The organism is Butyricimonas paravirosa, assembly GCF_032878955.1.
In the GTDB taxonomy this organism is placed as follows: domain Bacteria; phylum Bacteroidota; class Bacteroidia; order Bacteroidales; family Marinifilaceae; genus Butyricimonas; species Butyricimonas paravirosa.
Map to the genome: position 1 here is coordinate 924,006 of NZ_CP043839.1, position 25,784 is coordinate 949,789.

The 25,784-nt window shown below is 45.7% G+C and carries 18 protein-coding genes; 4 read left to right on the forward strand and 14 right to left on the reverse strand.

The genetic code is table 11. The annotated features are described in order from the left end of the window. Window positions 1–29 precede the first annotated feature (29 nt). On the forward strand, window positions 30–1,814 hold the full coding sequence (locus F1644_RS04090) for a MutS-related protein (RefSeq protein ID WP_158571858.1): 1,785 nt from the start codon (window positions 30–32) through the stop codon (window positions 1,812–1,814). Between the two features lie 61 nt (window positions 1,815–1,875). Continuing rightward, a complete protein-coding gene (locus F1644_RS04095; protein ID WP_118302027.1) occupies window positions 1,876–2,574 on the forward strand; it encodes a hypothetical protein in 699 nt (232 codons plus the stop codon). Between the two features lie 111 nt (window positions 2,575–2,685). Here F1644_RS04095 and F1644_RS04100 read toward each other — a convergent pair whose 3' ends face one another. The 4 genes from F1644_RS04100 to F1644_RS04115 form a co-directional block, all read right to left on the reverse strand. Next, a complete protein-coding gene (locus F1644_RS04100; protein WP_087422708.1) occupies window positions 2,686–3,267 on the reverse strand; it encodes a hypothetical protein in 582 nt (193 codons plus the stop codon). Between the two features lie 493 nt (window positions 3,268–3,760). After that, window positions 3,761–5,266: a glutamine synthetase family protein gene (locus F1644_RS04105; RefSeq protein WP_087422221.1), complete on the reverse strand. Its 1,506-nt coding sequence runs from the start codon at window positions 5,264–5,266 to the stop codon at window positions 3,761–3,763. 196 nt (window positions 5,267–5,462) lie between these two features. Further along, window positions 5,463–6,557 (reverse strand): ROK family protein, encoded by a 1,095-nt coding sequence (locus F1644_RS04110; protein WP_189021511.1) that lies wholly within the window; start codon window positions 6,555–6,557, stop codon window positions 5,463–5,465. 51 nt (window positions 6,558–6,608) lie between these two features. Next, window positions 6,609–7,766: an MFS transporter gene (locus F1644_RS04115; protein ID WP_118302806.1), complete on the reverse strand. Its 1,158-nt coding sequence runs from the start codon at window positions 7,764–7,766 to the stop codon at window positions 6,609–6,611. A gap of 404 nt (window positions 7,767–8,170) precedes the next feature. Between F1644_RS04115 and F1644_RS04120 the strand changes: the two genes are divergently transcribed. Continuing rightward, entirely contained in the window at window positions 8,171–9,496 is a 1,326-nt protein-coding gene (locus tag F1644_RS04120) for an MATE family efflux transporter (RefSeq protein ID WP_118302025.1), read from the forward strand. A gap of 2 nt (window positions 9,497–9,498) precedes the next feature. On the opposite strand, the gene F1644_RS04125 is transcribed toward F1644_RS04120, so the two are convergent. The 3 genes from F1644_RS04125 to F1644_RS04135 are packed head-to-tail and all read right to left on the reverse strand — an operon-like array spanning window position 9,499 to window position 14,817. Beyond that, a complete protein-coding gene (locus F1644_RS04125) occupies window positions 9,499–11,712 on the reverse strand; it encodes a beta-N-acetylglucosaminidase (RefSeq protein WP_118302024.1) in 2,214 nt (737 codons plus the stop codon). A gap of 19 nt (window positions 11,713–11,731) precedes the next feature. After that, entirely contained in the window at window positions 11,732–12,187 is a 456-nt protein-coding gene (locus tag F1644_RS04130) for a GNAT family N-acetyltransferase (protein ID WP_118302023.1), read from the reverse strand. Further along, window positions 12,184–14,817 carry a transglutaminase-like domain-containing protein gene (locus tag F1644_RS04135; protein WP_118302804.1) on the reverse strand — a complete coding sequence of 878 codons (2,634 nt, stop codon included), beginning with the start codon at window positions 14,815–14,817 and terminating at the stop codon, window positions 12,184–12,186. Before F1644_RS04135 ends, F1644_RS04130 begins: the two co-directional genes overlap by 4 nt. 54 nt (window positions 14,818–14,871) lie before the next feature. Here F1644_RS04135 and F1644_RS04140 point away from each other — a divergent pair, with 54 nt between their 5' ends. Continuing rightward, window positions 14,872–15,450, forward strand: a complete 579-nt coding sequence (locus F1644_RS04140) for a Crp/Fnr family transcriptional regulator (RefSeq protein WP_118302022.1) — start codon at window positions 14,872–14,874, stop codon at window positions 15,448–15,450. Here the strand turns inward: F1644_RS04140 and F1644_RS04145 are convergent. From F1644_RS04145 to F1644_RS04175, 7 genes are all read right to left on the reverse strand, one after another. After that, on the reverse strand, window positions 15,421–16,809 hold the full coding sequence (locus F1644_RS04145; RefSeq protein ID WP_087422258.1) for an MATE family efflux transporter: 1,389 nt from the start codon (window positions 16,807–16,809) through the stop codon (window positions 15,421–15,423). The two genes, F1644_RS04140 and F1644_RS04145, sit on opposite strands and share 30 nt — an antisense overlap. 148 nt (window positions 16,810–16,957) lie before the next feature. Continuing rightward, a complete protein-coding gene (locus F1644_RS04150; RefSeq protein WP_229782485.1) occupies window positions 16,958–18,391 on the reverse strand; it encodes a hypothetical protein in 1,434 nt (477 codons plus the stop codon). A 161-nt stretch (window positions 18,392–18,552) separates the two neighbouring features. Beyond that, window positions 18,553–20,697, reverse strand: a complete 2,145-nt coding sequence (locus tag F1644_RS04155; protein ID WP_118302021.1) for an endo-beta-N-acetylglucosaminidase — start codon at window positions 20,695–20,697, stop codon at window positions 18,553–18,555. Between the two features lie 148 nt (window positions 20,698–20,845). Next, window positions 20,846–21,940 carry a TlpA disulfide reductase family protein gene (locus F1644_RS04160; RefSeq protein WP_229782486.1) on the reverse strand — a complete coding sequence of 365 codons (1,095 nt, stop codon included), beginning with the start codon at window positions 21,938–21,940 and terminating at the stop codon, window positions 20,846–20,848. 8 nt (window positions 21,941–21,948) lie between these two features. Then, window positions 21,949–23,544, reverse strand: coding sequence for a PKD-like family lipoprotein (locus F1644_RS04165; protein WP_158571859.1), 1,596 nt, complete (start codon window positions 23,542–23,544; stop codon window positions 21,949–21,951). 33 nt (window positions 23,545–23,577) lie between these two features. Beyond that, window positions 23,578–24,339: a DUF4843 domain-containing protein gene (locus tag F1644_RS04170; protein WP_158571860.1), complete on the reverse strand. Its 762-nt coding sequence runs from the start codon at window positions 24,337–24,339 to the stop codon at window positions 23,578–23,580. Between the two features lie 16 nt (window positions 24,340–24,355). Beyond that, window positions 24,356–25,780, reverse strand: coding sequence for a RagB/SusD family nutrient uptake outer membrane protein (locus F1644_RS04175; protein WP_118302017.1), 1,425 nt, complete (start codon window positions 25,778–25,780; stop codon window positions 24,356–24,358). Window positions 25,781–25,784 lie beyond the last annotated feature (4 nt).

The following is a 25,784-nucleotide window of genomic DNA, read 5'->3' on the forward strand; positions in this document are numbered from 1 at the left end:
CTATATTTGCAATAAATAACATTCATACTATGCAGCAGCCAAAAGAATACTATCAAGCACAAATATCACGCCTTACGATCCTCTTAAAAAAACACAGACAACGGCGTAACGGTATCACCCTCACAAAAGTCTTCTTATTCCTGTTAGCCATATATTTCATATATACCTTCGCCAACACAGGGTACACGCCTTATCTAATCGCTTTTATTGCTGCCATAGCACTATTTATCATCACGAATATATTCGAAACCAAATTATTAAAAGAGATACAATTCCTGCACAAACTTGAAGAATGTTCTCGTGTGGAACTGGAATATCTTGCCGGAAACTTTAAAAATCTCCCGACAGGCGAGGAGTACAAAGACCAGACTCACCCTTACGCTCATGATCTTGACATATTCGGGGAGGATTCCCTTTTCCAATCCGTCAACCGTACGGTTACGCCCCACGGGAGGGAGAAATTGCGGGAATGGTTGCTCTACCCGTTAAAATCCGGGCAACCCATCATCGAGCGCCAACAAGCCATCGAAGAATTTGCCCGCGAGCCGGAATGGTGTCACGTTTTCCGAGCCAAGGGCAACAGCCAACGCATTACCCACATGGCCATGCAACAAATCGAACAATGGCAGCGGGAACAAGTCGGGCTACCACGCTGGACTCGTCCTTTCCTGTATATCCTTCCGATACTGACGGTCTCTACCTGGATATTGTATATTGCCTCCATACTCACGTTAAATATTCCATTATTCCTTTCCTGCGTATCCCTTTTTTGTAGCTATTTACCGGCTCAAAAAACATTGCGAACTCATATGCGTCTGGATGAATTCACCCGTTCGTTCAGTAACCTTCACGAACTGATCGGACATTTTTCTACATTTACCTGTTCTTCCGCCAAATTAAAAACATTGCGTCAACAACTATTCAACGAAACATACAACGCAGACGAGGCTCTGCGTTCCCTGCATAAAATACAGGAAAGTTTCGACCAGCGCTCTAACGCGGTGGTTGCCATGTTCATGAACGGGCTTTTCATGCGGGAATTACACCTTATCCAGCGCCTTGTTGCCTGGAAACGCCGTTATGCCGCGGCCATCCCGACTTGGGTGGAAATCACGGGAGAACTTGACGTTCTGGTTAGTCTGGCCAACTACAAGTACAACCACCCCGATTTTATCCATCCTACTCCCGGAGACAATCAACTTTTACGGGGTACAGCCATCGGTCACCCTCTCCTACCCGCCAATGAATGTGTAACCAATGATTTCGAAGTAGCCCGGTTACACGAATTCTATATCATCACGGGAGCGAACATGGCCGGGAAATCCACCTTCCTACGTGCGATAGGGGTGAATCTTATACTTGCTTGTTGCGGAGCTGTCGTTCGGGCTGAAAGTTTTGAATTCCAGCCTATGGCCCTCTTTACCAGTATGCGTACCGTTGATAACCTGGCGAAAGGAACCTCTTATTTCCATGCCGAATTACTCCGTTTACAACAACTTGTCAACATGGCACAACACGAAGAACGTTTGTTTATCATTTTGGATGAAATTCTAAAAGGAACTAACTCCCGGGATAAGTTGAACGGTTCCCGTCGTTTCCTTCAAAAATTACTCACGTTACCTGTTGCCGGACTTGTTGCCACGCATGACCTCGAACTCGGAGAACTTGCCAACACGATACCGGACAACTTCTTTAACCGGTGTTTCGAGATTACACACACGGATGATGACATTGCCTATGATTATAAACTGAAACCCGGTATCAGTCAAAACATGAATGCATCCATCTTACTTGAAAAAATGAAACTCGTGTAAGAATCATCCTATCCGAACATTCCTCTGTCGTTTCCGTTTAACACGGTAAAAACAGGAGAATATGAAAACAATGATTTTGATCACGCTACTTTTACCCATGGCACTTCTCAATGGATGTAAGGACAAAACTCAAGGTAAAGCTTCCAACATACCGGACAGCACGTTTGCCGCAACACCTGCCATTACCAATAATTATTACTTCGCCGGAGAATACCAGTATCAAACAGATAAAGCAACCTTAAAAGATCAAGCCACAGGTTCCACGTTCACCATCAATAACGGGGAAATAGCAACCCAATTGGCAGAACAATATTTAGCGCTAAAGCTTTCTAGCGGGAAGGGTGTCAGCGTTCAATTACTCGGACACCTCTCCCCGGCGAACGATGTTGAACACACTTCCATGAACGGCCTTACCGTTACTCAAATCATCGGCTTACACCCCGGAACAAATCCACGTGGCACACACCTCACGGGAGACTACATAACCTATGTACCCAACAATATCAAACCAACAGAACGGTTCACGTTCTCATTACATCCCGACTACACCTACACGTTCAGTATTTATAATCTAAGTGCAAACTCCTCCCGTAATGCTACCGGAAAGTGGTTTCTTTTAAACAAGAACGAAATTCAATTCACCAATAATCCCCTCACGAGTTTCACGAACGAGGCCTTCATCCATGATGACGGGAAGCAATTAACCTTCAAGCTCAGTAAAAGGGTTTATTATAAACAAGAATCAGAAATTTCCCTGTAACATATTGCTTGTGCATCACCATGACTCACGCCATAACAATATAATAAGCAATACCTTACCGGGAAATCATCAAAATACAACCAGAAACTCGAATTCTACCGGACAAATAGTCTACAGTTTCACAACAGGTAATACTTCCGCCGAGGCTAAAGGCAACATGACAACATCATTCTCCGACAAAACAGATGAATTCTCTTGATCACGAACTTTAGCCTTTTTAGGATCTTGAACCTCGGATAAAGCAACATTCTTTCCTTGCTTTTCTCCTACTTTTACCAGTAAACGCACGGTCACGACCTCACGTGTATTTTCCAATAACGTGGGGTGTGTATGCACCACAAAACAACGATCTGTTAACCTTCTACGCCAAGCAATAGCTTTTTTCACTTCGTTAGCACGAAGTAACGCTAAATTCAGATTTTCCTCATCAGTTGAAAGAGATGTACTGTAACTATCCAACTGCAACATGATACGCCCTGCCTCTATATCTTCCTGATAGCGTTTTGCCATAGAAAGAATACTATCCAACTCTACATCATTGGATCCAAAATGCACGTAAAACGTTGCTCTACAAGGAACAAAACGAAATACACGTACACTATCCGATACTTCTTCGACGGGAACACATCTCGTCGCTCCTACTCCCGGGATAGACAGGAGAGAAAAGAACAATAAAAATACCTTTACACTCATTTAATTCCTAGTTATACACGTTCGTTCCTCTTATCCCCCACATCCTCTTTAGGAATAGCAAAGAACGATCATTTAATAATATGCAAAAATAAATAATAATAATGATAAATACAAATAATTATTTGTTAATGACAAGGCTGATTACCAATTAATTATCGTTATTGCACCTAAAACAATAAAACTCATTTGAACGTATATCAAAAAATGATCGTTTAATAAATACATAAGGAATAATTACCCTCTTCTTACATTTTATCAGACAAATCATTTTTCTAACACAAAACACATAGAATCAATTCATTATATAGTCGAATATTCGATTTATAAAAAAAGAAAGAAAGGAGAGGATTCCTCTACAAAAGCTCCCAGCCCCTCAAAAAGGAATGAAAGGATAAAAATATCCTCCTAAGAATAGAAAAAACTATCAGATTAAATAAAAATGAGCTATTCGACATCATAAAATCGAATAGCCCATTTTCCATTACCTTTCTTTTTATCCGCAATAGAAATATTTTTGCACGAGTTCCATTATTTTTACCTCGTCGTTTCCTAAATCCTGACGCAACGTTTTGTCATCAAACTTTTTCAAACCGGCCACTAAACCATCAATCAGACCGGGAGCAAACACCCCGTACTTTTCGAAATCAGCACGTTGTTTTTCCAGACACAACGCGGAATCATAACAGGATGCCGGCAACTGACTTAACCGATCAGCAACCCCCTTGTTCGCATCATCAAATATATTAACATCCACGTAACGTTCCTTCGCATATTGCAACGCGTCCTTCATTTCAAATCCATGACGCACGGCAACTGCCAACCCCGCGATCAACAGGTACACATCGGCCGAACCATCCGGACAACGGAATTCCACGGTTTGTTTACCACTGAAATCCTGATCTTCCACTTTTTCCAACGGGTTCGCATCACGCAACATATCTCCCGCACCACTCGTCCATCCCAACGGCACACGTACCAAAACCGAACGATTACGATCTCCCCAACAAATATTCGTGGGAGCCTCTTGGTGGGGAACCAAGCGGAAATATGACATCGGATTTGTGTTCCCGAAAGCCGTCAACGAGGGTGCCAGATCCAGATACCCGGCAATAGCTTTCAACGCGCTATCCGTCAACTTGCCATTCTCGATCATCATATTCTTATCCCCTTTTTTCAAACGGGTATGAATATGCAACCCGCTCCCGGCCTTGCCTACCGTGATCTTCGGGGCAAATGTCAAATCTACACCAAACTGGTAAGCCAGCGTCCTCAGAATCCACTTGGCAATAATCAATTGATCAGCAGCATCTTCCATTTTCGTGGGCAGAAATTCGATCTCGTTCTGTTCGTACATCAAATCTCCCTTCGTGAAATTACCTACCTCGGAATGTCCGTATTTAATCAATCCTCCGGTTCCGGCAATATACTTCATGGCCAACGCACGTAAATCCCGCCCCTTGTTAAAAGGAGTAGACTCGTGATACCCTTTTTGATCGGAGGCCAAGAATAAATCCTCCTTTTCACTCACCACGTAATACTCTAACTCCCCCATCACCTCGTATTCCATTCCCGTCACTCGCTTTAATACCTCGTGCGCCTTTCGCATCGTGTACTCCGGTGACATTTCCAATGGTTTCCCGTCCTTCGTGTAAAAACTACAAAGAATATCAACCGCGGGAATCTCGCTGAACGGGTTCAGGAAAGCCGTACGATAACGGGGTAACACGTACAAGTCACTTGATCCGGCCTCTATATACGGGAACAGGCTGGAACCATCCACTCGTTCACCACACGTCAGTATATTATCCAGATGATCAAGACTATTGATAATAAAATTTAACGTCTTTAATCGTCCATCCGCACCAGGATACCTGAAATTGATCATCTCAATTTCATTTTCCGTCACATAACGAATAATATCATCTTTGGTAAAATCTTTAGCATCTTTTTCTAAAAAACGGACCAAAGCATGAGGATTTAGTGCATATTTTGAACTCATATTTCTTTATTTATTAGATCTATTAATTTTTAGCTTCTAAAAATAAAAAAAATGAGTTATAATCCCTAGTTAATTTTAGATTCTAGATTTTAAATTTTGAATCTGATTAATTATTTTAGATTCCAGCCACACAAGCCGACGCTTTTAGCTCTCAACTTTTATCTTTTAGTTTTTAACTTTTATCTTTTATCTTTTCCTATTTGTCCAGCTCATTCAAAGCAAAAGCGTAAGCTCCGAAAGCGATAGCCCTACTTGTTCCCAACTTTGTCGTGATTACCCCCATTCTTTTCACGGGATCATATTCGACCGTTTCAGTCGTTCCAGGCACGACAATTCGTCTGGACGTGGGAGCCAAGAAAGCCGCACAATCTCCCGGATCATCCAGGAAAAAAGCCTTCATCTCCATCCGGTCCGCCGGGGCCCCTTCGTACATTTCCAAAGTTCCGTTCAATTCCCGCATCACGGCCGGCATCAAATATTTGTGGGCAGCAATAATCCCTCCACCAATCACCACAATTCCATCCACCACGGCATTCATCGAGGCAATAGCCTCTCCCAACACTTCTCCCGCATGATCAAAAGCTTCCCGGGCAGCCGCTGGATTCCCTTCGAGATTTCCTTCGGCAATCTCGAAAATCTCTTTCGGGGTCAACCGCCGTGTATCCCCGGACAATCGGGCATATTCCCTCTTAATCGCCCGGATCGAAATTCCCTCCTCGACCCCGTAAATCGGCTGGCGTTTATCCCGCAACACCCATACTTCAGCAGCCGCACCGTTATCACCCAGAAAAAGCTCCCCATCACGAACTACCCCACCACCGAATCCGGTCCCCAACGTAATGCCAATCAAATTTTTATACATTTTATTTTTCCCCGCATCCCGTAGCATACGATTCACTTCCGGCAACGCTCCAGCCAATGCCTCCCCGTAAGCGAACAGGTCCCCGTCATTATTGATAAATACCGGAATCCCAAACTTATTTCTCAAAAAAGCACCTAATGCCACTCCCCCTTGAAAAGCCGGTAAATTCTTCAAGTCACCGATAATCCCGTTCACGTAATCTGCCGGCCCGGGAAATGCAAAACTGATCGCCACGGGGTCTTCCGGCAACTTCAATTTGATGGCAGAAAAACCCGTAACCATCGTCTCCAAGCACTTCTCCAAATTATCGCCATTTGAAGGTAAAACAATCGGTTCAACGATCTCTTCATTAGAGCGGATAGCCGAGAATACAAAATTCGTTCCCCCGGCATCCAACGTCATCACTATTCTTTTATCAAACTGATACATAATAAGCTAAAAGTTAAAAGATAAAAACTAAAAGTTTAAGAGAATGTAGAATCACTTCCGGGTTTTAATTCCCACCGAGCAATACAACAAGTAACACATACAACCGAGAATCACGATAAGTGAACCGGCCTGTGTGCCGATCAAATCCGTACAATATCCCATCAATGGCGGGATTACCGCACCTCCGAAAATACCTGTCACCATCAGACCGGAAATCTCGTTAGCTTTCTCCGGACGGGCTTGAATGGCCATGGAGAAGATCAGGGAGAATATGCTGGAACACGTGAAACCGATCAACGCGATCAACACCAAAATCGAGTATTGCCCAGACATGAAGAACAACACAATCATGGCAGCAATAGCTACCAGAATGTTCACCCGGAAATACTTGCTACCGGAAACCCGTGCTAACAGGAAAGTTCCCACGAAAGCCCCGATCGTGCGGAAGGCAAAATAAACACTCGATCCGACACCCGCTCCCGTAACATCAAACCCACAACGCTCGATCAATAACTTCGGAGCCACCGTGTTAATCCCGACATCAACGCCCACGACAAACACGATACCCAAGAAAAGCAACAGGATCGTCCTATCCTTCAACAACCCGAACGTCGCTCCCCACGAAGAGGTCGACTGTTCCGGCGATTCCTCACGAATATGCACGAGCATTAACCAGCCCATGAAAATCAAGGTCAACAAGGCGAAAATCGGGAAAAGATATTGCCAATTTCCCAGTACGGTCGCCGCGAATGCCGCGATAAACGGACCGCAGAAAGACGAAACGGCCTTCAGCACCTGCCCCGCGGTCAACGAACTTGCCAGCACGTTTCCCTTCACCACGTTCGTCAGTAACGGGTTCAACGACACCTGCAAAATGGTATTACCGATTCCCAGCAAGGCAAAAGCGATCAGACACGTGTACAGGTTATAATCAATAAAAGGAATAATCATCCCCACAATGGTCACCAACATACTCACCAATACCGTTTTCTTCCGACCGATACGGTTCATAAAAATAGCCGCCGGGACCGCCAGTAACAAAAACCATAGAAATACCATAGAAGGCAGGAATCCGGCAATAGTTTCACTTAACCCGAAATCGGCTTTTACGTAACTGGTTGCAATCCCCACCACGTCACAGAATCCCATGATAAAAAAACCAAACAACACAGGCAGTAAAGCCTTAATACTTGTAGAACTTTCTTTCATAATATATAAATTTAACACAAACAAGAACATTAAAAGAGCGACTAATGTAAACAATTTCATTTAATATTTCTAACAATTAATCACCTCATTTCAACTTTGAAACGTTAAAATACACGCCCAATAAAATACTCGGAACGGCTACCATACGGACTTTCCGGAATAACACTCACAATCCCGCCCGACTTGATGGCGAGATCGATGGGAGAACCATCCGCAGAGACCAGTTACAGACGTTCCCCGTCCGAATTAAAGCCGATCAATGAAACGTGTTTGCAACCAACAATCCACACCTCTGACATCTTTATGTAGCCCGTTCTCCACCTTATCTGCCATCGAACAGCCACAAAACAATAAAAATACGTATCTTTGCGCCCCGAAAAAACAAACCGATAAACGAAACGAATATGAGATTTACACACAAACAAATATGGGTGATCACTTTCCCGATCCTGGTCAGTTTGTTGATGGAACACTTGATTAACATGACCGATACCGCATTTCTCGGCAGAGTGGGAGAAGTCGAACTAGGTGCATCTGCCTTAGCCGGCGTGTACTACATGGCAATCTACATGCTCGCTTTCGGTTTCAGCATCGGGGCTCAAATCCTCATCGGCCGACGTAATGGAGAAGGCAACTACAAGGATATCGGACCCATTTTTATACAAGGAGTACTTTTCCTCTTGGGACTTGCCACACTCATGTTCACGGTTTCCCGCATATACACGCCTTCGGTTCTCCGTTCCGTCATTGACTCGGAACAAGTCTACGTGGCCACGAACGACTACATGAAATGGCGAGTATTCGGTTTCTTTTTCTCGTTTGTCGCTGTCATGTTCCGGGCTTTTTTCGTGGGAATCACCACGACACGCATACTCACGATCAATTCGCTTGTCATGGTCGGCACCAATGTCGTGCTGAATTACCTGTTAATTTTCGGTAAATTCGGGTTCCCGGCCTTGGGCATCAGCGGGGCTGCCATCGGCTCGTCCGTGGCAGAACTCGTTTCCATGATTTTCTATATCCTATATACTTGGAAAAAAGTTGATTGGAAAAAATACGCACTTTTCAACCTGTCCAGTTTCAACCCGAAATTATTGTCGGGCATACTCAACATCTCCATTTGGACCATGATCCAGTCCTTTCTGGCCATGGCCACTTGGTTTCTGTTCTTTATTGCCGTGGAACACCTCGGTGAACGCCCACTGGCAGTGTCCAACATCGTGCGCAGTGCCGCCATGTTCTTCTTCATGCCGGTTTCCGCCTTCGCTGCCACGACCAGCTCGCTTGTGAGTAACCTGATTGGCGCGCAGGCCACCTCCCAGGTCTGGAGTACTTGTCTCAAAACAATCAAGATGTGCTACCTCTTTGTCATCCCGATCGGCATCATCATACTACTGGCTCCCGCCACATTTTTAAGAATATACACCGATGATCCCCAACTCATCCGAGCCACGATCCCTTCCCTTTTCGTGATGATGAGCGCGGTTCTTCTTTCCACCCCCGGCAGTATTCTTTTCAACGCCGTGTCGGGAACAGGAAACACACGTATGGCTCTATTTATGGAGTTCGGCACGCTCACGTTCTACGTTCTCTACATCATCTACATCGTGTTCTATCTCCAAGCGGATGTCGCCATCTGTTGGACCACAGAACACGCCTATTGGAGCATCCTGCTCATTCTCGGTTTCATGTACATGAAAAGCGGAAAATGGGCAGGCAAGAAAATATAGCATCACAAACTGAACACCACGTAGAACTCCCGTAAATACACCTGTTGTTCTCCCTCTCCCGTGTTCGTGAAACGGACGAACTTCACGGGAGTATCCTCCCATTTGCCGTTCAGACGGCCGCGAGCGTCACGGGTCAACGTCACGGTCTGCCACGTCTCACCGTCAGCAGATACTTCCATGACACCCCAGGAAAGATCACCCTTCACGTCAAAATTCAAACGAGTACCGGGAATCCGGTAGGCATCATCAAGTTCCAATTGCAGGTACCCCCCGGCCGGCCATTTCACGACTTCCAGCAAAGGGGTCAAATGAACCCGACTGGGATATACTTGTAAAGGCAGATGTTCCAGTTGAGGCACGTTCGTGGTCAACTTACAAGGTGAATAATCGGCTAACAAAGGCAAATCCGTCCCGTTCTGACGATTAAACCGTTCCGTGGCCTCCGTGAAAACATCCAGCACCAACGGTTGAAGTACTGTTGTCCCGGTCTTCACGCCCGGCTGGTAAGGATTCTGGTTAAATTGTCTTTCCAGCTCGTAACTTCTCTTGCGCAAGGCTTTAACGTGATTATACTTCCGCAGGAAAAGTTCACGATCACCACGTTCCCCGGCTTTAATCATGGCCAAGGCCTCCTGCCCGGCATCTCCCAATATCTTGAACTGATGCAACCACGGGGTAATTTCTTCAATCAACGCCTCGTTTTCCCGGTCAATCAACAACAAATCGGCAGCCTCCGCCACACGCTCGAACTCGTCCTGCAAAGCAAGAAAATCCCGCTCATCATAATGCCCTTCCCGATACCCCTTCATGAAACGCTCGGCCACGGGTTGAATTTCCACGGATTCTTCCCGACGGAAACGATGCACGTTCTCTCCCAGATCGGAATTATGACGGGCGAAAACGGTAAAGGCCTCCACGTTCTCCGGCATGATGGCCCGAATAGCCCGGTACCATGACCGGAAACGATCGTACGATTGCATATTCCACGTGTAGTCTGCCACGCAATATATTGCCAGTTTGGATGCCTCCGCCCATTCCATGGGATTAGCCACGAAACCGGAAATGCTCCCGGCAATATCTTTCCCGTTACCATACACCTCGCCCAATAACAGGTGATCCCTCACGTAATCCGACACGGGGAAATTCCACCAGATATAAGAGGGGCGTTTGATTTGCTCCCGAATCCACTCCACGCCTTCCCTAGTAATCTCGGAAATCACCCGATCTCCCGTCCACATCACCTCCACGGACGGGTTCAACTTCTCACCTATCGTGGCAAGATACCCGCTTTCCGGTCGGGCCCATCCTTTATTGTACTCGGTCGGGCACACGATCAAAGGCGTCACGTCGGGCTTTACCTGCACGAAATGGTCATCAATATAATTCAACAATTCCACCTGTCGGTCGGCTTTCGCCCCCTCACCGGAAATATCGTCAAAAAAGACAGCAAAAGAACGTACGCCCAAATCGTACATATGCTCAAACTTGGCCATCAATGAATCACGGTCGGAAGTCTCCCAGCGAATGTCTAACCCCGGATGAATCGCCCATACAAAATCCACCTCGTTCTCGTTTGCTACCTTCACCAGCTCGGCAAGACGAGCTGCCTCCTTGGCAGGATAAGGTTTCCGCCAGTTGGGCGAACTATGGAAAGGATCGTCTTTCGGTCCGTAAATATACGTGTTTAATTTGTTCTCCCCGTAAAACTGCAATTGTCTCAAACGGGCCTCGTGGCTCCAAGGCGTACCGTAAAATCCCTCGACCACGCCCCGGAAACGTACGTCCGGGTAATCCTGAATCCCAACAAACGGTAAATGCCCCTCGTGGAACAACTGCATGAAAGTACGCACGGCATAATACGTTCCCCGCTCGTCATTCCCGGCCAGCATGATGGCCTTATCGGTAATCGACAGGTAGTATCCTTCCGGATGATCGGGTATCAGCCGTTTTGCCCCCCGCACGGCCCGGTCACCTTTCTCGCCCACGTACAAGGGAAACCCTTCCGTCCCGAGACGGTCACCCAAAAATTGTTTCAACAAAGCTATTGCATGAGGATTAGCCTCCTGTTCACCCACGAGCCGGAAAGCAACCGGAATCGTCATACTCTTCCCCGTGACATTGACCTGACGGGGAGAAGGTTGCACTTTAATATCCTGAGCCATAACTCTCACCTGTATCAACAACAAGCAAACGAAGAAAACCAACACCTTTTTCATGTGGAAATATTTTATAAGATTACAATAATTTAGTCATAATATAAGCAGGACCGAAAAGTTCGGATTCCTCCTTCTCTTGGGAGCGATACCCCATTTTTTCGTAAAAACCGACTGCCGTGAGGCTGGCCGACAAATGCAACAAATGGACATGACGACTCAAGGCAAAATCCTCGATGCGTTGTAACAAACGTTCCCCAACCCGCCGGCCATGTACATCCGGGTCCACGTACAAGGCGCAGACCTCATCCCCTTCCAGTCCAACCGTCCCGACCACTTTCCCGTTTTCCTCCGCCACGAACATCGTCCGGGTAGCCGATATTTCACACAGATAATCAGGCGTGAACAAACGGCACATATAGTCTATCACCGCAGGTTCATAATCCCGGCTATTCACGAAGGTCAAGTTATTCCTAATCAGACGTGACACGGTTTCCGCGTCACGTTCATCAAATTCTCTTATTATAATGTCTATCACTTTCTACTTATTATATTCATGATCTGCGTACCCAACCCGACACGATACCCTTGGGAAACAAAAACAACCTCCCCCTTCGCGTTCAACAGGACGATCAAAGGCAGGCTCTCCGTGTTCGTCAAGCGTAATCCTTCTGCCAAACCTTTTAGCAAACGACCGTCCAAGTCCGTTCCCCACCGCATCACGGAAGGAAAAGCCCGGAAGTCCGCACGATTAAACTTAGCCTGATGATCCGCATCCTTAAACACGAAATACAAGGGAACACCCAAGTTCTCGAAATCATCTTTCATCCCGCTCATATCCCGCAACAAATGATTTGTCGGTTCCTTATTCGCCTCAATCAAGGCTATCGCCGTGTACCCCTTCTCCGGCAAACGGATTGCCTCCGGTTTTGTCTTGCCCTCCGGGACAATGGATAGCGCCGTCGGGACCACTCCCAGAATCTCCATTTTCTCCACGCAAGGACGGATAAGCATATCTATATTTGTCAATTTACCAGCCTCCACTTGGAATGATACCAAATCTGCCAAAACAGCCCCATCACTCCGTCTATTTCCCGTTGAAAGAAGATAATCCCCCTCTTCCAGCGTGACCGGTTTCGTGAAGATCGTTTTATATGACGCACCAACACCCATATCCACCGCCGCGTTACTTCCCAAGTCAATCGTCCGTACCCGACCATCTTCCAACTTTCCGATCGTAAAGTTCAGGAAATATTTTGGGTCACTCACCGTCTTTTGAGCATAATGCAACATCAACTCCCCTTTCGGTACTACCTTTTCGGTCATGAAATTAACCGTATGCCACGTTCCGTTCTGATAATACTCCGGTTTACCCGAAATCGGGCTTAACCGAGCCGGAATTCCCATTGTACGACAGGCTGCCACGAAGAAAACATTCCGGGAAAGTACATCCGTCACCCCTGCCCGGATCACGCCCTCCGGTGGAGTTACCACCTTCGCGGGGTACAGGGAATCAACAACCTTGATTTTTCCGGTTTCTTGGATCAAACTGGTAACATCCGTAATATCGTGCCTCTTCAAAAATTCCCGAACGGGTTCCCGATAAGCCGTAAGTAACTCGTTCTGCACTCTCGGGTTCAGTATGTATTCCGTGAAATAAGGATTCGCCACATCACGGCCATCCCCTTCCACGTGAGACAACAACACGTCTGCCGGAGTGTCCTGCAAATCCTTCTCCGCGATCACGCCCAACAAATTCATGGCTAATGTCCGACGTTCAGGCGACACTTCACGCATAAAACGCAGCAATTCGGAATAATTTCCCCGTGACGTAACCATATACGTGGCAAAACGTGCCGTATCCACACCCAACTCCATCGCTACATCCCCGCCTTGCGTCCTCGACATGAAAGTTGCCACATAAACATTCCGTAACGAATCTTCCCGGGCAAAACGACGGTCATTCACGGCCCGTTCCTCATCAGTTGACAAAGCTGTAATATCATGTTGCCTTGGCGGTACCAAATCCCACTCCCCTGAAAACAAATCCCCGACAGTTTTATCCAACACGACGGTCAGTGTATCCTGCCGCTCCACGGACAATTCCCCAAAACCCAACTTCTTTCCCTTACTTGCCAAAACGAAAATATCTCCTTGCCCCAACGTCAGGGAAGTCTCCCCCTTCACGTCGGAATACAAGGTCACCACGGGATAAAACTCCCCGTAATTAAATATCTTATATTCCACCTTCGCATTCTCAACAGGCTGCCCGTTCTCGTCAATAACTTGAACTACTGTCGGAACGATCCGTGTATAATGGGAAGTCACGTTCACGCCTGAACCACTTTCATTCACGTAAACAATCTCTTCCTGACCATTATATTTCCCGAACACCTCCGACTCCACGTACATCGCCCTTTGCACGGGCAACGTGAACCACGCGATATTCAACCGAGGTTCCGGTTCACAAGCCCCCAAGTACTTCCACTCGCCATCCACCCAGACCTCAATCCACGCGTGATTATCATCACAATGCGCCCAGCGAGGCGTGTATATCTGACGTGCCGGAATCCCCACGGCCCGCAAAGCTGCCAGCGTGAATATGGACTCTTCACCACAGCGACCGTAAGCCGTGAGCATCGTGGCTAGCGGTGAACGGGTCCGGGCATTGGTCGGTTTATAGATCACGTGTTCATGACACCAGTGATTCACTTCCAGCGCCGCCTTTTCCATGGACTCACAGGTCGCAACCCGTTCCTTCAGTTCCTTGTAGAAAACGATACGGGCCGTGTCCAGATTCTCTTTCCCACCCCTCACGGGAAGTACAAAATGACGGAATATATCTTCCGGAATATCTTTTCCCCAAGGCATCGCCTCTCTCGCTTGGAATGCCCAACGCACATTCTTCAACAGAAAATCTCCCCCCGAAAAAGATAGATCAATCAACGGAGAATAAGCGTAGAGAAACATCAGCGCCTCTCGTTCCTCCACGCTCATCGGGGAATCGAACACGGCAAACAAATTACCCGGGTTACCTTCCAACACCTTCTTCTTTTTCTGAAAATCCTGTTCCACCATCTTCCGGTAGCCCGGATCTGTCATAAAATGCTTTTCCTCACATGCACATAACAGCACGAAAGCAAGCAGTATCCATAAAACTTGTTTCATGATCATGATATTTTATGTCACAAATATAACAGATTTTTTCACTATTTTTGCCTCATGGACACGAAGGAAGAAATCATTAGGCAATTCGAGGCTCAAACCGCCCCGCTCAGCCCGGAAACTCACGAGAAATTGGCCAACATTCTCGTCCGTTTCGAACTGGCCAAAGGAGACCTTTTTCTCCGGGAAGGTGAGATATGTAAATATTACAGCATGGTCGCCCAAGGAATGATTCGCCTATTCTATGATAAAAACGGGCGGGATCTCACGGAACACTTCTCGTATGAAAAAGGGATATTCGTTTCGCTGGAAAGCTATTTTCGGCAAACCCCGAGTTACTTGATGATCGAGGCTCTCGAACCCACCGTTATCTATTCTTTCCCGCATGATCAACTACAAGACCTTATGCGAACGAATCACGAGGTGGAACACATGTATTGCAAAATGCTGGAAAACTCCCTGATCGAATCACAGCAAAAAGCCGATGCCTGTCGTTTCGAGACCGCCCGGGAACGTTACCACCGACTCGCCACGGAACACCCGGAAGTAGTCAAACGGGCTCCCCTCATCCACATTGCCTCCCGGCTTGGTATGACCCCCGAAACGTTAAGCCGAGTGAGAGCTGGTTTGCTTTAACAATTTCTCCACCCGGGTAAAAGACTTACCCACCCATTTCCGGCTATTCCAACGGCGCACGAAAATAATCGCCCGGATATTCTCGTCCAACGTGAAAGCCACCCACATCCCGGCAAGCCCCCAACCGAAAGAAATCCCGAACACGTAACTCAACGCTGTCGCCACTCCCCACATGACAATCAACCCGGTGATAAAGGGATAAGTCACATCCCCCACGGCATTCAGCACGTTTACCGACAGGATATTCACCGCACGTCCCACCTCCAGCAAAATGTCAATACAAAGAATCATCACCCCCATGTACACGATCTCCGGATTGGAAGTCAACATTCCGAAAATAAACTTACTGCAAACCGCCGTGACCACCGCCACGCAAAGGGAAACCACGATCGAAAGTCGCAGACAATATTTCTGCAATATAAAAGCCGCATCAGTACGTTCGCCCCCGACCAGATGCCCGATCAGGATTGCGGCCCCTTGTCCGAGGGCCACGGAGAACACGTATGAAAACAGGATAATATTCATCGCGTAAGTACGTGCCGTCAGTGCCGCCGTACCCAACATAACCGTGAAATAAGTAATAACCACTTGCGACAAACTATATGACACCTGTTCCCCTGCCGCCGGAAGACCGATATGCAACAAGTTTTTCAACTTATCCCACGGGAACGGTCTCAGACACGAGAACGAGAAGCGAGGAACCACCTTGCCAAACGTGATATACAATAATAACGCTAACGCCACCGCTCGGCAGGAAGAAGTCGAAATTGCTGCCCCCACGACTCCCATTTGCGGTAACCCGAATTTACCGAAAATCAAGGCATAGTTTCCAATGATGTTCAACACGTTCATCAACAAGGTCACCCGCATGGGATAGTACGCCTTGTTGTGACTTCGCAGCACAGCCGACATGGTTAGAGCGATAGCTTGCAAGAAGGCAAAACCGCCCACAATCTGCATATAGGCCAACCCCTCATTGATCAGTTCCGGGGCCAAATCCATTATCTTTAACAAAGCCTCTGCCCGAAAATACAGGAAAGCGCTCGTGGTCACCCCGATCAGGGTATTAAAAAACAACGATACACCAATCACCTGCCGCACGTTTGCCTGTTGCGATGCCCCCAAATACTGGGAACAAAGCACGGAAGTCCCGACTGTCGATACCCCGAACACGAGAAATACCAGACTCAATAATTGATTCACCACCCCGACGGCCGCCACCGTATCATCCGAATAATGACTCAGCATAAACGTATCCATTGCCCCCAACAACATGATCAATAACGTCTCCACGAATATCGGTCCCGTCAGTCTAAATAGCTGTCCACGTAGTGTTTTAGTCGGTTTCATACATCCCATCTTAAAAAATCGAGCAAAGATAACATCACCATGCGTTGGATGACTTGATCTACATCAATTTTTCTTATTCGAAACAAGACAGCCCATATATATACAAAAAGAGGTCGTTTTTTGGAACGACCTCTTTTCTTATAATAAAATAAATACTTTATTTATCTATATCCAGTACAACTTCATACGTCATATTGGGTTTGAAATCCGGATCATAAATAATCAGGAAGTTCTCGTCCACGGCAGCCTTCCAGTCTTGTCCGGCAGCCAATCGAGGATTATTCAATCGTTCAGGGAAGAAGTAACTGAAAGGCAAATCCAACACGTGTTCCTGTTTGAACTTATCCCCTTTCATACGCTCCAAGCTGAAATTCTCTTTCGTCTTGATCGTGATGATACATTTCTTACCTTTTACCTTGGAAGTCACCGTAAAATCAGTCTCTTCCGGAATCTCCTGCAAACGCACATTCCATTTCGGATCACCATAATAAGCCAACACATCGCGGTCATGCCAGAAACCGATCTGGTCTTGGGTAGGTTGTTGAGTATTCATCGCTTTAGCAACTTTCCGGGCTGCAATTTGGAATTCGTTTCCATCAAAATTATAGTTTTCCTTGATCAAAGAAGGATACCATTGATTTTGCTGGTACAAGAAATCCTGTTGGTTCATGTAAACAGCCTCTGCCAAAGAATAACGTCCCGGATTGGTCAACCAGTATTTCAAACCACCCCAACCGTTACGCCCGTGCCAAGTAGTCACAACGTAACCGATCATCGTGGCAGCATTACTACCATTCATCCAAGCGATAGCCATACTTTCTTTCGTGTTATTCACGTTACCGATCAAACAGTTACCCACGGCAAAAAACACTTTCCGTTTTCCACTTTCCGGTACATCCCAAGTCGCTTTCGTTTTATGATCATTGAAATACAACTTCCCGTCTTTCGCCCGGATGTCTCCCGTGGAATAACGCACCTGCAAATCCTTTTCCGTGGCGTGCCATGCCGTTACCACCAAGTCCGGATCACATGCAGCATACATATCCGAGAGTTTCTTCAACCGTCCATCCACGGAAACATTACCCGTTTTCACGGCCTCCCCTTTGTCTGTCTTCTCGCCCCACAATCCCAGTGTCTGATCATCCACCCAAGCGTAACGGTCAAACCATTTGGCACTCTTTAATTCTGTAATCGTAGCCACGGCATTCTTAATAACCAAAGGTTCCGTGCTGTTGTCCAACATCTTCATCGCCCCATTTGCATCATAACCGGTAATAATCCCCCAAAGGAAATCGGCAAAAATGTCCTCATCCACCTCACGGCTCACGTGATGCATATCAATCACGTAATCCCGGTTCAAATTCTCCGGTTTCTCCACGATAGCCACGTAACGCGGTTTCACCCGTTGAAGATCCGCCAGATTCTCACGAGGCGCTTTCTCGTAAAAAAAGACCTCCGCACCATGCTTTTCTTTTAACGCATTAACTACTTGCATCCACGCTGCATCCTGTTGTACAGCCTTGGATGCCAACACTACATACTCGCCTCCGGCACGTCCATTTGCTTTCTTCTTTTGAGCAAATGAAGACATCACCGAGATCATTAAACACAATAAAATTGATAATCGGTAAACTTGTTTCATTTCGCAATAAATAATATATAAAAACACAAACTTAATTAGTTTTCAAATATAAGCATCAATCAATTTTAATACCCGACATTTTAGGTTAAATTTACGTTAAAATATACCATTTACCTCTTTACTTCCTGCCACACGATCTTGGATGATCGTTTCCCATCCGGGGCAACAGCCCGAACTCCCAACCACAATACCTCGCTCATAGCCTTCACGTTAACCCCACAAGCATAAGCTGCCCAAGAAGTAGTTGTCGTAATTAAACGAGGTCTCGCCTTTGACGAATCTTTCAGGTATACCTCAAAATACCATGTGTCGATAGCCTCATTCATCACGGGCATATCCTTTTCACGATTCACCCACGGAATCACGTTCCATACCAACTTGAAATCCAAAGAATCCGCGTACGTCCGAATAATTTCCGCTTTCGTGATCTCCGGTTTCACGGGTTTAAATTTCATCCGGGCATCCGTCAACGCCAGCTCCCCGATGAACATCTCGAAATCATCCGACGTATTCTCCACGACCAAACCGATACAAGCAACATGATCATTCTCGTTCCAACCGAAATTCCCCAATTTACAAGTCACCGTCTGCCATTCCCGTGAAATATTTTTCCCTTCCACTGGAATTTCAATAAACTGATCTTCTGCACCGACCTTGGACAATACAAGCTTCAATTTACCGCACTCACCCATTTTCATTTTACACGTAAACGATAATTTCACCTTTTCGTGAACCGGAATATTCGTCTTAAACAAACGCACCTTGGAATATGTTGTTCTCCCGTGTAGTTTCAAGCATGACCCACCGAACCAAGCATCTTCAAACACGAAATCACATTGAATCGCATCACCAGGCACCCGCCCGTCATGCCCCGTAACCCACCAACGCCAAGAAGGCATCCAGTCCTGTACCCCCACGTTATACCACGGGTAACCGTTCTCCGTCTTCCCTTCCCGATTGAAGAAAAGCCCGTTCCCGAGATTAAACCGGGTCACGAAAGGTAACTCCTGTATTGTACTTCTTGCCGGGAAAAAGGTCGAGATCCCATGAAAACGCCGCATATCCTCTTCATTCACGGTGGTAATCGTATTCGTCACGACAGGAGCATTCACCGGATTGCGTGTGCCACTCGTGAAAAAATATTCCAGTTTTCTCAAGTAAGTTTGTTGCACAACGAGCGGCTCCTTACCATGTTCGTAAGACGCATTATGAATGTTATTCCGGTCATGTTCTCCCCAAAGGCAAACGGACACGGGTTTATCCTTCAACACCTCCCAGCCCTTCCCCGCACGAGGTTCAGAATCGTAACTCGAAAGTCCCCGGCCCCGCAGATAAAAACCGGCATACACGTCATACGAACTCCGCCCGAACTTCACCGCATTCCTGGCCGATTCACCCATCGGATCGTTATTTCCTCCCCACACGTCAATATTATAATTCAACATAAACATATCCGTCACCCTCCGATTTCCTTTTTGGAACCAATTCCGGTTACGCTCCTGTAATGCATTCTGCCCGAAACTTAAACGCCCCCGGCTATCATTACTATCATACCAGTCGATATGGAATCCTCGCAATCCCAGTTTCTCGGCCTGCACGTGTAACTCCACGAAAAAATCCTGCACTTCGGAGGCCACATCCGCATCCCATTCCCCCTCCGGGTTCACCCCAATTCCATCAATCCCGTAATACCGCAAAAAACGGATCAACTTCTCCGCGTACTTGAAACGCCCGTATTCATCTTTTGTCATGAGTTTTGAAAAGAGATCGTACACCCGGTCACCTGCCTTTTTCACCGGTTCCGCCCAGTTGATAAACAACACGCATCCCGTTCGCACCCCATTTTTATGAGCCACGTCGTTAAACACTCCCGGCACACGAAACCATCCGTCTCCCCAATTCCCGTGTATATCCACGTATTGCCACATATTAAAATTATCCGCCTCAAACTGATTCCGGGGAAACGATTTCCATTCTTTTTTCCCGTCACCCATCGGCGTCCACCAGCATAATTGCCGGGCTGTGGTAAGTTCCGGATGTACCTGGGTATTTTTGTTTTCAAAACGCTCTTTTAATTTCACCCGGGAAATAAAGAAGTTATCATCCTCACTCACCGGGATTCCCGGTTCCCAAATCTCCAGAAATTCCACAAAATTCATCCCGTTTGAGGGATTCCACTGAATATCTTTTGACTGTTGAGCATAGATATTCGAAAATAATAAAACAAATAGGAAACAATAAGACACTTTTCTCATACAAATAATATTTACACAAAACACAACGTGATAAAAGTAATAAATTATCACAGAAAAGTATCAACAAGATCCTAAAGAATGTATTTTTCGAAAAAAAGGGGACATTCGCATTACACGAACACCCCCGTTCACACTCATGCCACGAAACTTATCGTATCGTTTCCATTACACACCGGTCCAGTTGCTCTCCTCGCAATCTGGTCCCGACAATCCGATTATCTTTATCCAAAACAATCAAGTAAGGGATTCCCTGTATCCCCAACATCTTCACCAACGGATTTCCCCACGCCTGTAAATCAGACACGTGAATCCAAGGTAAACCGTCCTGTTCGATAGCCTTCAACCATTTATCTTTTTTATCATCCAACGACACGCTGATGACCTCTAATCCTGCATCATGATACTTCTCGTACAACTCCTTCACGTGAGGATTCTCCGCCCGGCACGGGCCACACCAAGAAGCCCAAAAATCAATGATTTTCACTTTTGCTTTCACGGAATACAAAGATACGGGTTCACCTTGTGGCGTTTGCAAAGTGAAGTCTGGAAATAAAGCACCCTTTCTCAAATCAACTTCACACTCAACGTATCGTGCCAGTATTTTCCCGAGAATAGAATTACGGGCAGAATCACCGAGTAATTCATATTTTCCCCTCAGCATCTTGTTTTTATTCAAGGTAGACAATCGCACGTAAATCAAACTCGCGGACACGAGGTTATCATTCTCCCGGATAAACTCGTCCTCCTTCTTCTCGTAAAGAGAATCCAATCCTTCGAGCAAGGCCCGCACATGGAATTTTCCGAAAAGATTCTTTTCTTCAGCACACGTTTGATACTCGCCTTCCAACGAATCCCGTTTTTCCAGTATCATATCCTCCACTTCACGTTTAAAGCGTTCACGTACCTGTTGAAGTTCTCCCCCGGTAACTCTCCATGTCGTTGGTTGTTCCTTCATATCCACTAGAACCGAATAGGAAGTATTTTCAAGAAACACGGGAACTTTCAATTTCGTATTCTCCACACTCAGCCAAGCGAATCTAGGTTTTTCAACCACTCCCGCCAGTTGAAAATTACCATTCAAGACTTCTGCTCTTCCCAGCGTATCCAGCTTGTCGGCCATATTCGGGGAAAGTAAAAACACTTTCCCCGAATAACCTGCAAAGTTTCCCTGAATGACATATTTTGAAGTCGATTGACACCCGCACAAAAGTGCAATCCCCATGACGAACCAACTATATATCATTTTCACCGTCACAATCTTATTTCTTTATAGGCAATATCCACGATCTTTCCTAAACCTTTGTGTACCTTTTTCAAGACAGGAGCTTTATCCCATTGCGGTTCAAACTCGTAAGTCCGCATAATACCGCATCCTTTCTCATCAGCACCATCAATCGTGGTTCCCACCACCAAATGTTCACTGCGCATATCCTCCCAAACTGCATATTGACGGAATGCCGAAAACGGATTAAATTTCAACACTTTTATAGTTTCTCCCGGGAAATGACAAATTTCTTTCACCGGAGTACTCGGATTTTTCATGTCAAACTCGTATATCCTGTCTTTCGTCGCGTAGAATAAAGTCCCGTATAACGGATGACAGGCAAAAAGAGTCGCTTGCTCCACTCCCGTTCCGGACAATTTCCCGTAGTACCGTTGCGTGTTCACACCTTCCGTTCCCAACACGATCCCGTAATAATAATAATCTCCGGCACGATCTTTCAACACGACATAGGTCAACCCATCATTTACCGTGGATTGCATAAGCACCATTTCTTTTCCCGCTTGTTCTGCCGGGAAAAGGATCTCATCCCCCGAAAATTTCATGACAGAGGGAATTCCTCCGGATTTTGCCTTCACCTCGATGAAACGCCCTGCCTCGTCATACAACATGGTTGAAGTACCTCCTAAAGTATAGGAACCGCCACCTCGCCGATAACGGCAAGCATTCGCCACGAAAGGCGCAGCCTTGAATTTCATACCATTAATTTCATTAATCGGAAATTCAAACAATCCCCCGTTTACAGCAACATTATTACAGTACACATCACCATTCTCATCGATAACGATCCAATACAAATAATCAATAAACTCATATTTCCCGTTATATTGATAATAATCGTATAATGAAACCCCGGATGCCAACACGTGCACGTGATCCGGCTGGTCACCAAAATTCCATTTAATATTATTATCTTCCCCGGCGTGCATATCCGTCGGATCCAAACGATAAGTTCCGTTTTCACAGGTAAATAAATAGATGTTTCCTCCTGAAGCCGAAAAATTACTCATCAGCTTTACCGGTTTTCCCGTTACCAAATCACTTTCCGACCAAATGTCCCTGGAAATAATATCCGTATTCGCATCCACGTTCACGACCATATCCATACGAGATTGACCATCCTGTTCACACAGCACCATCCATCCCTCGCTCGTTAAGCTACTCACCTGCAAATAAAACTTTTGATACCAGCTTACCTTGGTCGCTTTATCTTCAACCCGATAAAAACAAGTATAGGAATCCGCCTTTAACGTGATGGGTAACTCCAAATCCTTTGTTGTAGCCACCACGAAATCAAGCGTATCCGCCCCTTTATCTTTATCCGCATTCTGCGGGATGAACTTCCATTCATAAGTATATTCTCCTTCAGCTCCCGTCAAACTTTTCACTTCCGGATAAATCCTCAGGGTATCCACGTGAGAGATTTTTCGATACGCATTTCCCGTTTCAATCCCTGTAATTGATAATTTATTTATATCCTGATAATTGTAATTGCCCTTATCATCCGCACAAGAACAAATAAATCCTATCAAGATGAATAATAAACCGAATATTGTATATTTCATAATTCTCATTTTATACTTCATAAAACAATTAAATTAATCTTGGGAATCCGGTCCCATTTCCATCCATTCTCCATCCTCATCCTTCGTCGGATTTTCCTGCAACCAACGATACATATATTTTCCCACGTAGGACAAATAACCCTGCGTGAAAGTACCTTCTCCCAAAACACCTAACCAAACTTCCCGATCTATATTCATCACATCACAAATTAACCCGGCTTTTGTTTGACTCCAATCTCCGAATCGTTTTTGCCCCTCACGAGTCCACCAACCCGGACGAGGAAAATTTTCATTCATAAAAACCACTCGTTGATAATCCACGTCCAAAGAAGTAAGGGAGTCTATCCGACTACGACGCGTGTACATGAAATGTAATTCCGGTGTTTCATTCAACTTCACCGTAAAACGCCTACTACGCTGTTTCAACGTCTCCCGACGCTTTAGCACGATATTTATATCCGCGTAGGCTCCATTAGCGGGAATCGTATATTCCTTATCAAACGGCTCGAAATCAACACCCTCTTCAGCTGCCAACGTATCTGTTTGATCAGAAATCACATCCACGGTAAACTTCCTGTCATAATCCGCCACCGTACCGACGAGCATAACACGCAATTTCAGATTACGGGTTACCACGTCCCCGGCTTTCATTCCCCAAGACACGACAACCGTGTCGTTCAACTTGCCTTCCGTGTCAAAATAAATACCACTTTCCCCCTCGTAACTATCCACATCTTTTTCACAAGCATAAAAGAAAGCCGTGAAGAATAATATTATATAGCATATCTGTTTCATAATCTCTCCTTTCTTCTTAATTATATTTCGTTTCGCCATCAGGTATCGGCAGAACATAATTACTCAATTTCACGGATGTTTCATTATACGCGTTTGTCGCCGAATGCATCTCTTCCGCCATCGTCCGTTTGTAATAATAGAATAATTGTCCTTCCCCGATAAACTCCCTCCACCATTCATCAAGCAAATAACTCGGGTAAGAGGAAGTCGAAACACCGGAAAGCCCCCGATTTTCTCTCAAAGCATTAAAATAAGGAGCCCCCTTACTTTTCTGTCCCTGTTCATAATATATTTCAGAAACCATCAAATAAAGTTCGCTAACTCGTATAAGGGGCATCATCTGCGAATAAATAGAATCTCCAACCACAGATTCAAACTTGTTAAACAAACGATAATCCACCCCACTCACGGTTGCCTTATTTTTCATGAAACTTAATACTCTTATATCCGATTCCTCCGCATTATCGAATCTATACTTGGCTACATCATTACGTATTCCCAGCAATGAAGAAATCTTCAAGGATTCCCCGTTAAAAAGAGAATTATACAATCCTCCGACATTTCGATTCTGCGAGGCAAACAAAACTTCAGATGAAAATACCCTGTCCGGCTCCGTTCCCGCCACGGCTTCATTTCTAGTTACCCATGGGAAAATACGTTCATGAACATCAATCACATTTTGGGCATATACTAAAGCACTATCCAATTCCCCGATATACATATAAGCCCGGGACAACAATCCTTGGACAGCATAGTAATTCAAACGCAAGTTCCGCTTGGACTTAAATTTATCCGAGGGATCTCCAGCTACTCCATTCGTGATAATCGGATCTGTTGACAATAAATCTTTCGCCGCCCGTAAATCAACGATCACGTTTTTCATGAATTCAGTACCAATCAGCGTGGGTTGTACATCCAAGGCAAATTCCTTGTAATAAGGAATTGATTCTAACGTGGAATCTACCCCATAAACTGGCCCGAACAAACGAAATAAATCAAAATGTAAAAAACCTCTCAACGCCAAAGCCTCACCTTTTATCATCTGGTAATAATCATCCGGTAGCACTTCCCGCCGCTCGTCACAATTCTTTATGATCAAGTTCGTATTGGCGATCAAGTTATAGGCTTTTTCCCAAATCTTTTCTACCCGATTCGAAATATAAGATCCGGCAAAATCATACGTCATGAAAGCTGACCACTCCTTGTTTTCCTGGTTTATATTATAACGCTGTGCTAAGATTTCAAGCATTTCACACGTGAGGGTCTGTCCGTACAGCTCGGTAGCATTTAAATCAACATACACGCCATTCAACGCTTGTTTGAATCCCGCAATCGTGGAAAATGCAGATTCCTCTGCCACCCGGTCACTCGGTTGAACATTCAACCAATCCGAACAACCGAACAAACAAGTTACCACTAACAAATAAATATATCTTTTCATGTCT

Bases quoted from the DNA above. Each gene is read 5' to 3' on its own strand.
- F1644_RS04090 (WP_158571858.1), top strand. From the start codon at position 30: ATGCAGCAGCCAAAAGAATACTATCAAGCACAAATATCACGCCTTACG.
- F1644_RS04095 (WP_118302027.1), top strand. From the start codon at position 1,876: ATGAAAACAATGATTTTGATCACGCTACTTTTACCCATGGCACTTCTC.
- F1644_RS04100 (WP_087422708.1), bottom strand. From the start codon at position 3,267: ATGAGTGTAAAGGTATTTTTATTGTTCTTTTCTCTCCTGTCTATCCCG.
- F1644_RS04105 (WP_087422221.1), bottom strand. From the start codon at position 5,266: ATGAGTTCAAAATATGCACTAAATCCTCATGCTTTGGTCCGTTTTTTA.
- F1644_RS04110 (WP_189021511.1), bottom strand. From the start codon at position 6,557: ATGTATCAGTTTGATAAAAGAATAGTGATGACGTTGGATGCCGGGGGA.
- F1644_RS04115 (WP_118302806.1), bottom strand. From the start codon at position 7,766: ATGAAAGAAAGTTCTACAAGTATTAAGGCTTTACTGCCTGTGTTGTTT.
- F1644_RS04120 (WP_118302025.1), top strand. From the start codon at position 8,171: ATGAGATTTACACACAAACAAATATGGGTGATCACTTTCCCGATCCTG.
- F1644_RS04125 (WP_118302024.1), bottom strand. From the start codon at position 11,712: ATGAAAAAGGTGTTGGTTTTCTTCGTTTGCTTGTTGTTGATACAGGTG.
- F1644_RS04135 (WP_118302804.1), bottom strand. From the start codon at position 14,817: ATGAAACAAGTTTTATGGATACTGCTTGCTTTCGTGCTGTTATGTGCA.
- F1644_RS04140 (WP_118302022.1), top strand. From the start codon at position 14,872: ATGGACACGAAGGAAGAAATCATTAGGCAATTCGAGGCTCAAACCGCC.
- F1644_RS04145 (WP_087422258.1), bottom strand. From the start codon at position 16,809: ATGGGATGTATGAAACCGACTAAAACACTACGTGGACAGCTATTTAGA.
- F1644_RS04150 (WP_229782485.1), bottom strand. From the start codon at position 18,391: ATGTCTTCATTTGCTCAAAAGAAGAAAGCAAATGGACGTGCCGGAGGC.
- F1644_RS04155 (WP_118302021.1), bottom strand. From the start codon at position 20,697: ATGAGAAAAGTGTCTTATTGTTTCCTATTTGTTTTATTATTTTCGAAT.
- F1644_RS04160 (WP_229782486.1), bottom strand. From the start codon at position 21,940: ATGATATATAGTTGGTTCGTCATGGGGATTGCACTTTTGTGCGGGTGT.
- F1644_RS04165 (WP_158571859.1), bottom strand. From the start codon at position 23,544: ATGAAATATACAATATTCGGTTTATTATTCATCTTGATAGGATTTATT.
- F1644_RS04170 (WP_158571860.1), bottom strand. From the start codon at position 24,339: ATGAAACAGATATGCTATATAATATTATTCTTCACGGCTTTCTTTTAT.
- F1644_RS04175 (WP_118302017.1), bottom strand. From the start codon at position 25,780: ATGAAAAGATATATTTATTTGTTAGTGGTAACTTGTTTGTTCGGTTGT.